Origin of the sequence: Pectobacterium sp. F1-1 (genome assembly GCF_025643735.1) — a bacterium.
Classification (GTDB): Bacteria; Pseudomonadota; Gammaproteobacteria; order Enterobacterales; family Enterobacteriaceae; genus Pectobacterium; species Pectobacterium colocasium.
The window spans coordinates 3,571,126-3,585,672 of the sequence record NZ_CP104733.1; the positions used below are offsets into that span (position 1 = coordinate 3,571,126).

At 54.3% G+C, this 14,547-nt stretch carries 13 protein-coding genes; 6 read left to right on the plus strand and 7 right to left on the minus strand.

Going from position 1 to position 14,547, the window contains the following annotated elements; translation table 11 throughout:
• Positions 1–32: 32 nt before the first annotated feature.
• Entirely contained in the window at positions 33–1,544 is a 1,512-nt protein-coding gene (dgt, locus tag NAL19_RS15915; protein ID WP_225085469.1) for a dGTPase, read from the minus strand.
• Positions 1,545–1,667: 123 nt separating this feature from the next.
• Here dgt and mtnN point away from each other — a divergent pair, with 123 nt between their 5' ends.
• The 3 genes from mtnN to NAL19_RS15930 all read left to right on the plus strand — a co-directional run bounded on the left by mtnN (position 1,668) and on the right by NAL19_RS15930 (position 3,709).
• Complete coding sequence (gene mtnN, locus NAL19_RS15920; protein ID WP_263057853.1) at positions 1,668–2,366, plus strand: 5'-methylthioadenosine/S-adenosylhomocysteine nucleosidase; 699 nt, start codon at positions 1,668–1,670, stop codon at positions 2,364–2,366.
• A gap of 2 nt (positions 2,367–2,368) precedes the next feature.
• On the plus strand, positions 2,369–3,199 hold the full coding sequence (gene btuF / locus NAL19_RS15925; RefSeq protein ID WP_263057854.1) for a vitamin B12 ABC transporter substrate-binding protein BtuF: 831 nt from the start codon (positions 2,369–2,371) through the stop codon (positions 3,197–3,199).
• 231 nt (positions 3,200–3,430) lie between these two features.
• Positions 3,431–3,709 carry a hypothetical protein gene (locus tag NAL19_RS15930; protein ID WP_225085472.1) on the plus strand — a complete coding sequence of 93 codons (279 nt, stop codon included), beginning with the start codon at positions 3,431–3,433 and terminating at the stop codon, positions 3,707–3,709.
• Between the two features lie 93 nt (positions 3,710–3,802).
• On the opposite strand, the gene erpA is transcribed toward NAL19_RS15930, so the two are convergent.
• Positions 3,803–4,150, minus strand: a complete 348-nt coding sequence (gene erpA, locus NAL19_RS15935) for an iron-sulfur cluster insertion protein ErpA (RefSeq protein ID WP_225085473.1) — start codon at positions 4,148–4,150, stop codon at positions 3,803–3,805.
• Between the two features lie 79 nt (positions 4,151–4,229).
• Complete coding sequence (gene clcA, locus NAL19_RS15940; RefSeq protein ID WP_411561440.1) at positions 4,230–5,567, minus strand: H(+)/Cl(-) exchange transporter ClcA; 1,338 nt, start codon at positions 5,565–5,567, stop codon at positions 4,230–4,232.
• A 253-nt stretch (positions 5,568–5,820) separates the two neighbouring features.
• Here clcA and hemL point away from each other — a divergent pair, with 253 nt between their 5' ends.
• Positions 5,821–7,101 (plus strand): glutamate-1-semialdehyde 2,1-aminomutase, encoded by a 1,281-nt coding sequence (gene hemL, locus NAL19_RS15945; protein WP_225085475.1) that lies wholly within the window; start codon positions 5,821–5,823, stop codon positions 7,099–7,101.
• Between the two features lie 174 nt (positions 7,102–7,275).
• A complete protein-coding gene (locus NAL19_RS15950; RefSeq protein ID WP_263057856.1) occupies positions 7,276–7,899 on the plus strand; it encodes a glutathione S-transferase family protein in 624 nt (207 codons plus the stop codon).
• A 35-nt stretch (positions 7,900–7,934) separates the two neighbouring features.
• Here the strand turns inward: NAL19_RS15950 and NAL19_RS15955 are convergent, their stop codons facing one another.
• Positions 7,935–9,395: a PLP-dependent aminotransferase family protein gene (locus NAL19_RS15955; protein ID WP_263057857.1), complete on the minus strand. Its 1,461-nt coding sequence runs from the start codon at positions 9,393–9,395 to the stop codon at positions 7,935–7,937.
• Positions 9,396–9,530: 135 nt separating this feature from the next.
• Between NAL19_RS15955 and NAL19_RS15960 the strand changes: the two genes are divergently transcribed.
• Positions 9,531–10,121 (plus strand): LysE family translocator, encoded by a 591-nt coding sequence (locus NAL19_RS15960; protein ID WP_263057858.1) that lies wholly within the window; start codon positions 9,531–9,533, stop codon positions 10,119–10,121.
• A gap of 48 nt (positions 10,122–10,169) precedes the next feature.
• Here the strand turns inward: NAL19_RS15960 and fhuB are convergent, their stop codons facing one another.
• The 3 genes from fhuB to fhuC are packed head-to-tail and all read right to left on the minus strand — an operon-like array spanning position 10,170 to position 13,933.
• A complete protein-coding gene (gene fhuB / locus NAL19_RS15965) occupies positions 10,170–12,200 on the minus strand; it encodes a Fe(3+)-hydroxamate ABC transporter permease FhuB (protein ID WP_263057859.1) in 2,031 nt (676 codons plus the stop codon).
• Complete coding sequence (gene fhuD / locus NAL19_RS15970) at positions 12,193–13,119, minus strand: Fe(3+)-hydroxamate ABC transporter substrate-binding protein FhuD (RefSeq protein ID WP_263057860.1); 927 nt, start codon at positions 13,117–13,119, stop codon at positions 12,193–12,195. Before fhuD ends, fhuB begins: the two co-directional genes overlap by 8 nt.
• 16 nt (positions 13,120–13,135) lie before the next feature.
• Positions 13,136–13,933: a Fe3+-hydroxamate ABC transporter ATP-binding protein FhuC gene (gene fhuC, locus NAL19_RS15975; RefSeq protein ID WP_263057861.1), complete on the minus strand. Its 798-nt coding sequence runs from the start codon at positions 13,931–13,933 to the stop codon at positions 13,136–13,138.
• Between the last annotated feature and the right edge of the window lie 614 nt (positions 13,934–14,547).

A 14,547-nucleotide genomic window follows, 5' to 3' on the forward strand; every position in this document is an offset into this window, starting at 1 on the left:
AACTCGCGATTTCCATTGCCGTCTGTTCGTCGTTAATCTGCCGCCATCAGCTTGCGGTATTCGTCGTAGGCGTACAAATCCGTCATGCCGCTGATGTAATCCTGAATCAGACGCGCCCGATAATAATACTCACGGACGATTCGCTCACTTTCGGGTAAGGCTTCCAACGCGGCAACCGCTTCGCAATAAGCCAGACAGTGCTTGCTAGATAGCTTGTGATAAAGCCGCGTTTCAATCGGATAACGCCTGTGTGTATCTTCGCGAACGAGCTGGCTGAAATCCTGATAGGGCATGTCGAGCAGTGGGCTATAAATATCCAGCAGACCGCGAATCACACGATCCCCCTGTAGCTCCAACTGTTCAACTTCATGATGATTAAAAACGTGTTTTAAGGCGACGCGTTTGAAAATCCCTAGCAAGCGATTCTGTGGGCTATCGTCTTCAAGCAACGCCTGATTGAACGATCCGGCATACACCTCCGGCAGGTTATCAATAAAACGCAGCGCGGCATGCGGCACCATTTGCCCCACGGTATAAACGCGAAGATTCATGAAGAACTGATCGTCGTGGCTACGCCATTGAAAGCGCTCGCGTTCTTTGTAGGCACGTTCAATCGTTTTCGCGAAGATGTCTTTCTCTGCCCCCTCGCCCCAATTCTCACGCAGGCGATCGTAAAGCTCTTCGATCGTGAGAATCTCTTTCTCCACAGCATCTTCTAAATCCGCAATGCAGTAGGACACATCATCCGCCGCTTCCATAATGTAGCTCAGCGGATGACGATGAAATTCCCCCATATCCAATTCTTCACGCAGTCTGGCGACAAACGCTTCTTCTGCCAGATAGTAGCCCGGCTTCTTCATTAAATAGTGGTAATCCGCCGGCAGTTCGCCGTGCCAATATGCGGGACGGGTATATTTCAAAATACACGCCACCTGCCCGTAGGTCAGATTAAGCTTCAGCAACGTGTGTACCAGTCGGATCGCCTGTGCGTTACCTTCAAAGTGGCTCAGATCCTGCCGGATTTGCCCACGCAATTCGTCCAGCCCGTCCTGCTGCATCCGCAGCGTAGGGACTTTACAGTCATCGACCCGTTCCAGGGATTCATTGTCCAGATAATGGCTATCCAGCAATGTTCTAAACCATTGGTTAATCGCGGATTCGCCAAAATGCCCAAACGGCGGATTGCCGATATCATGCATCAGGCACGCCATTTCGACCATGCTTTCAAATGGCGTTTGTCTGTCTTCCAGACCCAGCGACGCCAGCCGGCCATCGGCTTGCAGCCGGTGCAAAATCTCTTTGGCGATATAGCGCCCCACCTGCTGAACTTCCATCGAATGGGTCAGACGGGAACGGACTGCCGCATTACGTTCCAGCGGAAAGACCTGGGTTTTTTGCTGTAAGCGACGGATGGCGGCGGAGTTAATAATACGACCACGATCGCTCTCAAACTGGCGCACAATCGCATATTCACTGTCAGCCGTTTTAGGTCGGCTGAAATGCCGCTGAAAGCTCATTTTTTTGGCGAAATCGATATCAGACATACAGTTCTCCATGTCATCCCGCTACAGCACAATGATGGACACTCCATCTCATCCCGCTAGCCATGATAGACTAACGTCCGTGATGCACACCTTCCATTTATAACAGAATTTGCGGGGAACCTTATGAAAGTCGGTATTATCGGCGCGATGGAACAAGAAGTAACACTGCTGCGCGATCGGATTGAAAACCGTCAAACCTTCCAACGCGCAGGTTGCGAAATTTACACTGGACACATCAACGGCGTAGAAGTCGCGCTGCTAAAATCCGGTATCGGCAAAGTTTCCGCCGCACTCGGCACCACGCTGCTGCTGGATCACAGCAAGCCTGACGTCGTCATTAACACCGGTTCCGCAGGCGGGCTAGCACCTAGCTTAAACGTGGGTGATATCGTGGTGTCTGATGAAGTTCGTTACCACGATGCCGACGTCACGGCCTTTGGCTATGAGCCCGGTCAGATGGCAGGCTGCCCTGCCGCTTTCCCTGCCGATGAAAAACTCATCGCGCTGGCACAGGAAACTATTGCCGATTTACAACTGAACGCCGTGCGCGGTCTGGTTGTCAGCGGTGATGCCTTCATTAATGGCGCAGAACCATTAGCCCGTATCCGCACGACCTTCCCGAACGCCATTGCCGTGGAAATGGAAGCAACGGCAATCGCACATGTCTGCCACCAGTTCGCCGTTCCGTTTGTGGTGGTGCGTGCCATTTCTGATGTAGCCGATAAAGCATCACACCTGAGTTTCGATGAATTCCTGAGCGTTGCGGCACAGCAATCCACGCGGATGGTGGAAGCGATTCTGGCCAAGCTGGCCGCACGCTAATCGTGACAGTCAGGTTCTTCTGCTGGCTAACCGGGCTACTGCTCTGCACCGCCGCTTACGCCATTCCACAGCGCGTCATTAGCCTCGCACCGCACGCGACGGAAATGGCCTATGCGGCAGGCATGGGCGAACAGTTGGTTGCGGTCAGTGCCTGGTCAGATTACCCGCCAGAAGCGAAAAAATTGGAACAGGTGGCTTCCTGGCAGGGAATCAATTTGGAGCGAATCCTCGCCCTCAAGCCCGATCTGATTCTGGCCTGGCGCGAGGGCAACCCGCAGCGACCACTGGAGCAACTTGCCAATTTCTCGATACCCATCGTTTATCTGGATGCGAAAACGTTAGACGATATCCCTGCATCATTGAGGCAGTTGGCGACCTACAGCCGCCATCCTGAGCAAGCAGAAAAAGCTGCGACAGATTTTCAGCAAGAAATAGGCAAACTCCAGCACGCTAACGAGAGGCATAATGCCCCTCCGTTGCGGGTGTTCATTCAATTCGGCACTCAGCCGCTGTTTACGTCTTCTCAAGCGACGCTGCAAAGCCAAATCGTTTCACTATGCGGTGCAGAAAATGTCTTTAGCGACAGCCCGGTGCCCTGGCCGCAGGTCAGTCGCGAACAGGTGCTAAGACGGCAGCCACAGGCCATCATTGTTGGTGGGACGCCAGAAAGGATTGCCAGCGTGCAGGCGTTTTGGCAGCCACAATTAGCGGTGCCAGTGATGACCGTCAATGAAGACTGGTTTAGCCGCAGCGGCCCTCGTTTGCTATTGGCAGCCCAGCAAATTTGTTCTCAACTGGCAGAAGTAAGATCCACATTTTCGTCAACGAAGTGATTGTTAATTAACACAGTGAAATCATTCCGATAACAATAGCTTCATTAGTATACAAGTTGTAACACTAGCAGGCTTTTATTTCGCCAATATTTGCCGATAATCTGAACGCAACGGTGGAATTATAGGCATCACTCATGGTGTTGATTACCACCCGGCGATAACGCCAAAGCAATACGAAATGAGAAAACTTTGAACCGGTATCGGTTCCTTTAACACCAGGTAGCTTTAAATATGAAAAATGCGTTGCTTTACGCGGGCTTACTGATGGCGGCCTGTAGCACGGCATATGCAGGTAGTCAGGGTGGGCAAATTAACGCTCAACTGACCATACAACCGGCGTGCGGCGTAACGCCTCAATCCGGTCAATATCAAATGACATGTAACGTAGCCTCTGTACCACAACCTAAGATTACGGAGTCACGTATTCAGATCGATCAGGCAAAATTTTCGACGTCTGCGGCAAAAACAACGCAGGGTACGGAAACGCGTTTGATTACGGTCGAATGGTAATCACAGTAAAAACACACCTGCGATAAAAAAACCGTGTCTTTTTGCCAGGACACGGTTTTTATTTTTTAGTCGGTCAATAACCGCAATGCAGAATCAAATGCTGAAAGAGGAACCACAGCCACAGGTGGATTTCGCATTCGGGTTTGTCACGACAAAGCGAGAACCTTCCAGCCCTTCGGTATAATCCACCGCTCCGCCAACCAGATATTGCAGGCTCATCGGGTCAACCACCAGCGACACACCTTGCTTCTCAATCGTCATATCGCCGTCGTTGATTTGATCATCAAAGGTAAAACCATACTGGAAGCCACTACAGCCGCCGCCCGTGATATATACACGCAGTTTCAGCTCTGGGTTTTCTTCATCAGCAATCAGGTTTTTCACCTTGCTTGCCGCTGCATCAGTAAATTGCAGAGGCAGTGCTGCTATATCGTCGCTCATATTTTTACTCCCAACTCAGGGCTTATCAGGTGATAGACCCACATTCATACGCTCATTATCCGGCAGGATGAGAAAACGTTCAAGATTTGACAGCGGTTGTTGAATTTATCTCCGCCTCAGCCTGTAATTGGCGCTGTAACGTTCTGGCCAGAATGGACGAATACAACGGCTTGCCTCCCAGGAACTGAGCTAACAATGTCGCCCCCAGACAGGTCACTATCATCGGCAAAATCAGCTGATAATTATCCGTCATTTCCAGTACCAGCACGATCCCAGTCAAGGGCGCCCGTACGGAGGCCGCGAACAGCGCCCCCATTCCCGCAATCGCAAAGGTACTCGCATCAATCGCATAATCAGGGAACAGAAGCGCTGACGTCATACCGAATGCCGCACCTAATAGCGTTCCTAATGCCAACATGGGGGCAAAGATACCGCCGGGAGCCCCGGAGCAAAAACACAGCAATGTCATCAGCACACGTACGGCAAAAATAACGAGCAGCATGCCAATGCTGTAATGCGCGGCCGCCGCAGCAGGAATTAACGCAAAACCACCGCCGGTTGCCTCATTGAATACCAGAGACAGTACGCCACAGATGCCACCAGCCAGCGCGCCAACCAGTAAAAATCGAGATAAATGCTGGCCGTGAAAGCGTAAAAAAACGGCCTGAGTCCGCAACACAAGTTGGTTAAAGATCACGCCAACCACACCAAAGATCATGCCGAGCAGCAAATAAAGCCACAGCGTACCCAGCGGCGCAGAAGCAAGCTGCCCGACATCGATCACCGCTCGCTCGCCGTTAAACACGCGGAAGACAATACTCGACATAATCACACCGATAAAGACGGCTTTGATCGAGATAGGGTTATAGCGAAACTGAGGACGCATTTCCTCAATAATAAAAAGAATGCCCGCCAGAGGCGCATTAAACGCAGCGGATAACCCCGCCGCCGCCCCCGTGGCCAAAAGCGTATGCCGCCCTTCCTGTCGTTTTCGGAGAAATAAATCGGCAATCATTCCACCAACATTACCGCCGAGCTGAACCGTTGGCCCCTCTCTGCCCAGCACCATACCCGAGCCGAGCGTTCCAATGCCGCCAAAGAATTTTACTGGAATCACGCGCCACCACCGCACAGGACGCAGCTCTTCAAGCGCCCCTTCAATTTCAGGAATCCCCGAGCCGCCAGCTTCCGGTGCAAAGTAACGCACCAGAAAGTAACCGCATAGCGCCAACAGCGCTGAAACCCCAAACGCCAGCACCCAGATAAAACTGCGGTCCGAGAATTCAGCAAGCGTTGTCATACGAAGCGCCATCACCCCATTGACTGCTTTTTCAAACGCGACCCCGAGTAATCCCACCAGAGAGCCGACAGCGGCTGCCAGCAGTAAAATCAATACGGGCGTTTTATCCTGCCGCATAAACTGTTTTATTGCGGCTTTGCGCGTTGCAGAGAAAGAAGACGAGGAAGCGGTAGATAATTTAACCACAGGTCGTACTGCCACATCAGAATAAGAGAGAAGTCAATCTTACTCCTTTTAAGGTAATGGTACCCATGATCGCTCAGAGCAAAACAAAGAAAACTCAATGGTATTCGCACAGCGATTTCATAACGGCGGTCAGTTCATTAGAATACCCCTACATTTTACGATCAAGACCAGTCAGGACCGCGTAATGAACAAATCTGAAAGCCTGTATGCTGCGGCACAGCAACTTATTCCCGGTGGCGTGAACTCACCCGTTCGTGCTTTTAACGGCGTTGGCGGTACTCCGCTGTTCATCGAACGGGCTGATGGCGCTTATCTCTACGACGCTGACGAGCAAGCGTACATTGATTACGTGGGGTCGTGGGGTCCGATGGTGCTGGGGCACAATCACCCGGCAATTCGTGATGCGGTGATCGCCGCCGCAGAACGCGGCCTGAGCTTTGGCGCGCCGACAGAGATGGAAGTACAGATGGCGCGTCTGGTGACCTCCCTGGTGCCCAGCATGGATATGGTGCGGATGGTCAACTCCGGGACAGAAGCCACCATGAGCGCAATCCGTCTGGCGCGTGGTTACACCGGCCGCGACAAAATCATCAAATTTGAAGGCTGCTACCACGGCCACGCCGACTGCCTGCTGGTGAAAGCCGGTTCCGGTGCGCTGACGCTCGGTCAACCGAATTCCCCCGGCGTTCCGGCCGACTTTGCTCGCCACACACTGACCTGCGTCTATAACGATCTGTCATCCGTTCGTGCCGCATTTGAGCAATACCCTGACGAGATCGCTGCAATCATTGTCGAACCCGTCGCAGGCAACATGAACTGCGTTCCACCGCTGCCAGATTTCCTTCCCGGCCTGCGCGCCCTGTGCGACGAGTTTGGCGCCCTGTTCATCATCGATGAAGTGATGACCGGCTTCCGTGTCGCACTGGCAGGTGCACAGTCACACTATGGCGTGGTGCCGGATCTGACCTGTCTGGGGAAAATCATCGGCGGCGGTATGCCAGTTGGCGCATTCGGCGGTAAGCGTGAAGTCATGCAAGCGCTGGCACCGACCGGTCCGGTTTATCAGGCAGGCACGCTGTCCGGCAACCCCATTGCGATGGCAGCAGGCTTCGCCTGTTTAACGGAAGTGGCGAAACCCGGCGTACATGAAAAGCTCACCGCGTTGACCAATCAGCTGGCAGAAGGCTTGCTGGCTGCGGCGAAAGCCGAAAATATTCCGCTGGTCGTGAATCAGGCGGGCGGTATGTTTGGCCTGTTCTTCACCGATGCAGAGAGCGTCACCTGCTATCAGGATGTGATGAAGTGCGACGTCGAACGCTTTAAGCGGTTCTTCCACATGATGCTGGAAGAAGGGGTTTATCTTGCACCGTCCGCTTTTGAAGCTGGCTTTATGTCGCTGGCGCATACGCCACAGGACATCGAACGCACCATCGAAGCCGCGCAGCGCTGCTTCTCACGCCTGTAAAAGCGCATCTCGACGGCGTCATTCACTAACACTGACGCCGTCGTATTCATCCGTTGTTTCAGCCTTCATGACGTCCCCTCCCCGCTTTTTTCGTCAGGATTCTCGTTTGAGAATGACAAGCCGTCTCAAATTGGTTATGAGTAAGTCTATGTTCCTGAAAATAGCAGAGAGATCATGTTAAAGATTCTAGGACGCACGTCGTCGATCAACGTTCGGAAAGTGCTGTGGCTGTGTGATGAGTTGGCGATTTCCTTCGACCGCGAAGATTGGGGTGAGGGCTATCAGTCACCGCAATCACCGGAATTTTTAGCGCTCAATCCCAATGCCATGATACCGGTTATTCAGGACGAGGATTTCGTCATGTGGGAATCGAACGCGATTATACGTTACCTCGCCAATGCGAAGGACGGAGCCTGGCTCTACCCGCAAGATCCACGCATCCGAGCTTCGATCGATCAATGGATCGACTGGCAGGCCAATGAGCTCAATCCTTCATGGCGTTACGCCTTTATGTCGCTGGTACGCCAGTCTCCCGCCCATCAGGATCCACAACTGCTGGCCGCCTCCTGCAATCTTTGGTCACGCACCATGGGTATTTTGAATCAACAACTGGAGCGAACCGGCCACTACGTTGCTGGAGACGCCTTTACACTGGCCGACATTCCCATCGGGCTGTCGGTAAATCGCTGGTATGAAACGCCGCTAGAGCACACAGACTATCCCGCCGTCCGTGCCTACTATGAGCGCTTAAGCGCACGTGCAGGCTACCTGACCTGGGGACGAAACGGCACGCCATAAGCGATGTTTATTCAGCTACGTTCATAGGGATAGGACTACGTTGCGCTACCCGGCCCGATACCGCTCATTTCACACGCCAGCGCCCCCGCGCGCTTAAGTGCATAGGTGTAGCGTTCATCAAACGGGTAGCAGCACGAAAGCCGCAGCGCGTGCTTACAGCGGCCACTCAGCGTATAAAGCTCGCCGGGCGTGACGCAAATCTGCTCTTGTAGCAGACGATGGAATAACTCAACCCCATCCACATTACCCGGTAATTCCAACCAAAAGACAAAACCGCCCTGCGGCTGCGTCGCCCGTGTCCCCTGCGGAAAATGCCGGGCGATCAGCCAACGGGCCTCATCCATCTGTGCGGCATAGCGACGGCGCAGCGTACGCAGATGGTGATCGTAACCGCCGGATTCCAGAAACTGCGCCAGTGTTTCCGATAGCAGCGCCGATTCCGCCATTGACGATACCGCTTTCAGCCTCGCCACTTTGGCACGGAAACGGCCCGATGCCATCCAGCCAATGCGAAAATCCGGTGCCAGCGTTTTCGTGAAACTGGAGCAGTAAATCACCCACCCTTCGCGATCAAAGGCTTTCACCGTCGGCGACAGCGGCCAGGTAAATTGAAGTTCGCTGTATAACCCATCCTCAATGAGCGGAACCTGATAGTCATTCACCAGCTTTGCCAGCCGCTTTTTATCCGCCAGTGTCATACTGCATCCCAGTGGATTTTGAGCATTCGGCATCGCGATAATCGCCTGTAGCCGCCCTTCTGACAGCAGCAATTCCAACGCGTCCAGCGCGAGGCCACGTTGCGGATCGGTGGGAATTTCTACCGTTTTCAATCCCAGGCTGGCCAGCAGAGGAAAGAGATAGAAATAGGTGGGCGTTTCCAGTCCAACACAGTCACCCGGTTGCGTGACGGTGCGCAGCGCCAGCTGTAGTGCCTCCATGCAGCCATGAGTGATCGTGATGTCTTCACGCGTCAATGTCATACCCAAGTCCATGGCTCGCCGCGCCACTTCGCGCCGCAGCCGTTCACTGCCCGGCGGTAACGCATAGCGACCAATCAGCTCAGGCTGTCGCCGCAGCAAGGAAGCGGTAATACGGCTGATCTTTTCGGTTGGATAGAAATCGGCATGTTGTGGGCACGCCAGAGAAATGTTGGTGTAATCCGGGTGCGTCTGAGCAGCAAACACCGTATCAATCAGATCCAGTTTCTCACTGCCCGGCACAATCACCTGCGCACGATGAGGCTTACTTTCCGTCAGTGACGGCAAACGTCCTCGTACAAAATAGCCGGACTGCGGCCGTGCTTCGATCAACCCGCGATCTTCGAGGATACGCCAGGCATTCAATACCGTATTCACGCTCACCTGATGCGATCCGGCGACGCGACGAATAGAGGGCAAGCGGCTTCCCGGTGCTAACGTCCCTTGATGAATAGCAGTGGCGAAGGTTTCCGCGAGCTGTTGATAGAGCGTACTTTCTTGTGAGTCGATGATGGACACAGTTCCCTCGCCAGCCAATGAGTACAGTTAAGGATTAATGCATTTTGTACCCATTACAATAATCGTTTTGTGTATCTGTAACCATTTCTTTTTTCTGCCTACCATAGTGTTCTTCCCCATCATCAGGATAACACCATGCTCGATCCTTCTTTTTTCAGCTACGTCACCGTCATGTCCATCACGCCGGGACCCAATAATCTGCTGTTAGCAACGTCAGGCGTCAATTTTGGCCTGCGTCGCACCTTACCCATGCTACTGGGAATTTTTCTGGGCTGCGGGATACAAACGGGGCTGATGGGCGTGGCATTGGATCTGTTGTTGAGCTGGATAAGCATGATTCGCCTCCCACTCACCGTGCTGGGATGTGTCTATCTGCTGTGGCTATCGTGGAAAATTGTGCGTTCATCCGCGCCCGAATTAAAAGAGCGAGTACAGCCTATGACGATACTGCAAGCTGCGTTATTTCAGGCGGTTAACCCAAAAGCTTGGCTGATGACCAGCAACGTAGCGCTGCTCTATACCACCAGCAACGGTGTCTTCACCATTATGCTTGGCTTTATGGCGCTGAATCTACCTTGCATTTTAGTCTGGGCGCTACTTGGCGATCGCATCGGCAAACATCTTCAGGAACCGTGGAAACTGAAAGCCTTCAACGGCGTCATGGCGTTTTCTCTGCTACTCACCACATGCTGGATGCTGGCTGAAGCCATCAATCTCTCCCGCTAATCACACAGTTGAGGCGGTTTTTTCTTCCCGCCTCAGCCCGCGTTATCGTTATTTTACCTGCTTGCGGAGCAGATAAACGAAGTAAGGCGCACCGATAAACGTCGCGAGCAGCCCCGCCGGAACCTGTGCCGGAAAGAGGATCATGCGACCAAACCAGTCCGCCATCACCATCAGCGCGCCACCAATCAATGCTGAACTGACGATTTGCGGCAACACGCGGTTAAAGCCCAGCATTCGCGCCATGTGAGGCGCCATTAAACCGACAAAACTCATCGGCCCAACCATCAGGGTTGCCATCGCAGTCAGCACCGATGCCAGCAGCAACACCAATAGACGAACTGGCGTGACAGCCACGCCGAGCGCTCTGGCCGTTGTGGTACCAAGCGGCAGAATACGCAGCCAGCGCTGGCACAGCGGGACTATCAACAGTAGCAGAACGGCAATCACCGCCGTGCGTATTGCGTCTGCCGGCTCGACCGCGTAGGTTGAGCCTGACAGCCAGGTCAGCACCGTCCCCATCCGCGGATCGCCACTGGCTAACAGCAGCGCAATTACCGTGGAGAATGCCATACTCAGCGCAATCCCCGCGAGCAGCATACGCTGCGTCGAGAAACCACCGCGTCCGGCGATAATCACCATGACCAGCAGCGTTAGTGCCGCACCCGCGCTACCGGCAGGAAGTAGCCATACGAATGCATTGCCCGGAACGAAGAACAGCAAAATAATGACGCCAAACGACGCGCCGGAACTAATTCCCAGCACTTCCGGGCTGCCCATCGGGTTACCCGTCAGTTTCTGTATTAACGTTCCTGCGATCGCCAGCATCACCCCGGCCGTTAGCGCCGCCAGAACCCGGGGCCAACGCCACGAAAGCAATTGCGCGAATACATCGCCACCGCCCCACTGCCAGCCTTCAGCATTCTTCCCTAGCATCAGAGCCGCAAGCACCACCATGCCCAATAGTACAAGACCGAGTACCAGCCATATTCCCCACAGGTGCCGTTCAGGCGTCGGCGTGCTGTTGCTGTCGATCATCGCGGGCTGGCCGCTATTACGCAGGCGCGGCAGTAGCCACAGTAGCAAAGGTGCACCAATCAGCGCCGTCGCGGCACCCGTTGGAACCTCAAACCACACACGACTCAGCCAGATAACGCCCTGATCGGCGACACCGAGCAACAGCGCCCCCAACAGCGGCGCGAGCAAAAGGCGGTGAAACAAGCGCCGTGCACCCAGCATTTTCGCCAGCAGCGGTGCAAACAGGCCGATAAAACCGATAATGCCTGCCGCATTCACCAACTGGGCACACAGGAAAATCCCCAACCCCAGCGCACTCAAACGCGCCAGCGACAGCCCAAGCCCCAGATTACGCGCGACGCCATCATCCAATCCCAACAGCGTTAGCGGGCGAATCAACAGCAGCGCCAGGCAGAAGCACACCAGAAGACGTGGAAGCACAAACTGTACACTGCTCCAGTCCTGCTGGTTAAGTACGCCGCTGCTCCATAGGAACAAGCCCTGAAGCTGCTCATGGTGAAAGAGCACCAGCAGTTGATTGACCGCGCTACAATAGAAATTCAGCACCAACCCCGCCAGTATCAGCGTCACCGGCGATAACCGCTTGCCCCAGGCGACGCCAAAAACTAGCACCCCCACCACCAGCGCGCCGATCATCGCCGCAGCCTGCTGGATCCATATGCCGCCGGGCAGCGCCCACAGCGTTACCACCGTGATCCCGAGCTGTGCACCCGTGGCAATCCCCAGCGTTGACGGTTCGGCCAGCGGATTACGCAAAACCTGCTGGAATAACACGCCACACAGCCCCAGCCCCGCGCCAATCAACAACGCCAACACCATGCGTGGCAACAGACTGTAATGAAAAAGAAGCTGTTGCATATTGTGCAAGACGGGCTGAGTCAGCCCTTCAAGCCACTGTGATACCGGTAATTGCTGCTGCAAATTGTAGCTGCCCATACCCAGCATCACGATCAGTAGAAAACCAATCACGACCACCGGCAGCAACAGCGGATGACTCACGCGTTGATGCGCGGGCGAGGAACCAACGGACAGAGGATTAGCCATGATTTCTCGCCTCCAGAGCCTGATTCAATACGCGGCAGAAGCGCATCGCCGAGAGCGTTCCGCCATACAGCCAGACAGCCGGCACGCGCTGCACATGCTGTTGACGTAAAAACGGCATGGCCTGCCAGATCGGATTGCTATCAAGCCGATCGAGAGCGGCACTATCACCGTGTTCAAAACAGAGCACATGGGCATCGCCGATCTCTGCCAGACGCTCAATACCCACAATCGTACTGCCCCAGAAGCTGGTTTCACCACGCCAGGCATTCTCTATCCCGATGTGATCCATCACTTCCTGAAACAGACTGTTCTTGCCAATAACCAGCACATGGCGACTGTCGACCAGCGTGATCAACAGCAGAGGTCGCTGGGTATACGGCTGAAGGGTGATTTTTTCCTGCTGAAGAAATTGAGCTAGTTCCGTCAGATGCCGCTCCCCGGCAGCTTTCAAATTTAACGCATCAGCCAGTTTCATGACCGAGGACTGTGCCGCCGTCAGCGGTTTTCCTTTTTCACTGCTAAAGCCAAAGCCCAGCATCGGAGAGATACGGGACATTTTCGCGACCGAAGGGCCATAACCTTCAGAATAAAGAATCATGGACGGACGAATCTGCGTCAGCAATTCCAGATTAGGCTCAGTACGCAGCCCCACATCAATCACCGATTCAGGTAGCGCAGGCTCTTTCACCCACAGGTTGTAGTTATGTTTATCCGCGATCGCGAAGGGGGTGACGCCCAACGCCAGAAGCAGCTCAACCGGCAGCCACTCCAGTGCCACAATACGGTTTAGATCGGGAAAATCACGTGTTCCCCCCCTGCTCGCCGCCGAATAAACCAGCGGCGACAGCAGCAGCGCCGTCAGCAAACGGCGGCGGATCGGATCGGGAGAGTGCGGGGAAGAAAAAAATTCAGGCATCATAAGCAGGGAAACCGAGTTAACAAACGAAGCTGACCGGTGCGCCACCAGCCGGATGGGGCAGAATGCCCATGGGAATGCCGTAAATGTTTTCGAGCACATCCCCTTTCATCAGCGCGACAGGCTCACCCTGTGCAATCATCTTGCCACCGCGCAGTGCCACCAGATGATCGCAGTAGCGGGCAGCCATATTGATATCATGCAGCACCGCAATGACGGTGATGCCGCGCTCACGGCTCATGCGCTGGATCAGTGCCAAAACCTCAACCTGATGCGCAATATCCAACGCGGAAGTCGGCTCATCCAGTAACAGACAGCGGCTATCCTGCGCGACAGTCATCGCCAGCCAGGCTCGCTGCCGTTCACCGCCAGACAGGCTATCCACCAAACGGTTAGCAAAGGGCTTCAACCCAACCAGCGTGATGGCTTCTTCGACCTTTTCCCGATCGGCGCTGCCGAAACGGCCTAATGCGCCATGCCACGGGTAACGCCCTACGGCCACCAGCTCACGCACGGTCATCCCTTCGGCAGCGGGAAGCTGCTGCGGCAAATAGGCAACCTGACGGGCGAATAATTTGCTGTCCCAGCTTCCGGTCGCCTGTTCCCCCAGCAATGCGGTTCCGCTGCTGGCGGGCTGGTGCCGGCCCAGAATTTTCAGCAAGGTCGATTTGCCTGAGCCGTTGTGCCCAATCAGACCGCACACTTTTCCGACGGGAAAAGTGATAGAGAGCGGGTGTAGCAGCGTGCGTCCGGCGACGGAAAAGCTGACGTCGTCCAGTCTGAAGGTGGTATCAGGCAGTACAGTTTGATTTTGCATAGCGTTTTTGGTTTTTAGTGTCACTGAAGGACAGAAGTAAGCCGCGATCGCGACACCCGTCACTCTCGAATTCCCCGCGTAACAACCGGGCTAAAAGAGAACGATAATGATTACGATAAAGGCAGCATGATAGGCGCAACAGAATACCAATCGCAAGACTTTTACCTGTCAGCAACAGAATGGCATGTCAGGAAAAGCGGTCTCAGGCAGGATGCGGTGCTCGACTCAAAATAGCAGGCACAAAAAAATACCCCCAAATTAATCCTGTCCCTTATACACAAGTCTAGAAGTATCGCGGTTTTTGCCGTGGTCAGGCGTAAAAAATTATGCTGAGGAGGTAGCTGGCTTCGGATGAGCCGCAGGACGCGGCGAAAGCTTGCGCCACGTAGGGAACGTGTCGCAAGCGGTCCGCTAAGCCAGATACAGACGAAGGTACCGCGTCAGCGGCATAATTTCCGCCGAAAGCCTGGGGTCACGGGGCGGCGGCGTTTGAGTCGCCTCGTGTCGGGCGCGTGCTACGCGGTAGCATAAAATAACCGTATTGTAAGCGCACGAAACCGTCTCTCAGGCTGCATAAGATATAGCTAAGAGACGGCAACCAGTTGAAGCAACGA